This window comes from Lysobacter xanthus, assembly GCF_047159895.1.
In genome coordinates, this window is record NZ_BAAGAB020000180.1 from 1 (window position 1) to 221 (window position 221).

The 221-nt window shown below is 63.8% G+C and carries 1 protein-coding gene; it reads right to left on the reverse strand.

All coding sequences use genetic code 11. From position 1 onward, the window contains the following. The coding region (locus tag ACY35P_RS15730) for a transposase (RefSeq protein ID WP_462116772.1) at window positions 1–195 on the reverse strand (195 nt) is incomplete at its 3' end. Window positions 196–221: the final 26 nt, after the last annotated feature.

Below are 221 nucleotides of genomic sequence, written 5' to 3' on the forward strand. Positions count from 1 at the left end.
CAGCCGGGCGTTCTCCGTCTCCAGTTCCTTCAGGCGCTTGGCATCCGGCACGCTCATGCCGCCGAACTTGCTGCGCCCCAGGTAGTACGAGGCTTCGCTGAAGCCGTGCCCGCGGCACAGCTCCTTGACCGGCACGCCGGCTTCCGCCTCACGCAGGAAGCCGATGATCTGCTCTTCGGAAAAGCGCTTCTTCACGTCCAATCTCCTTGCTGTCGGGGATT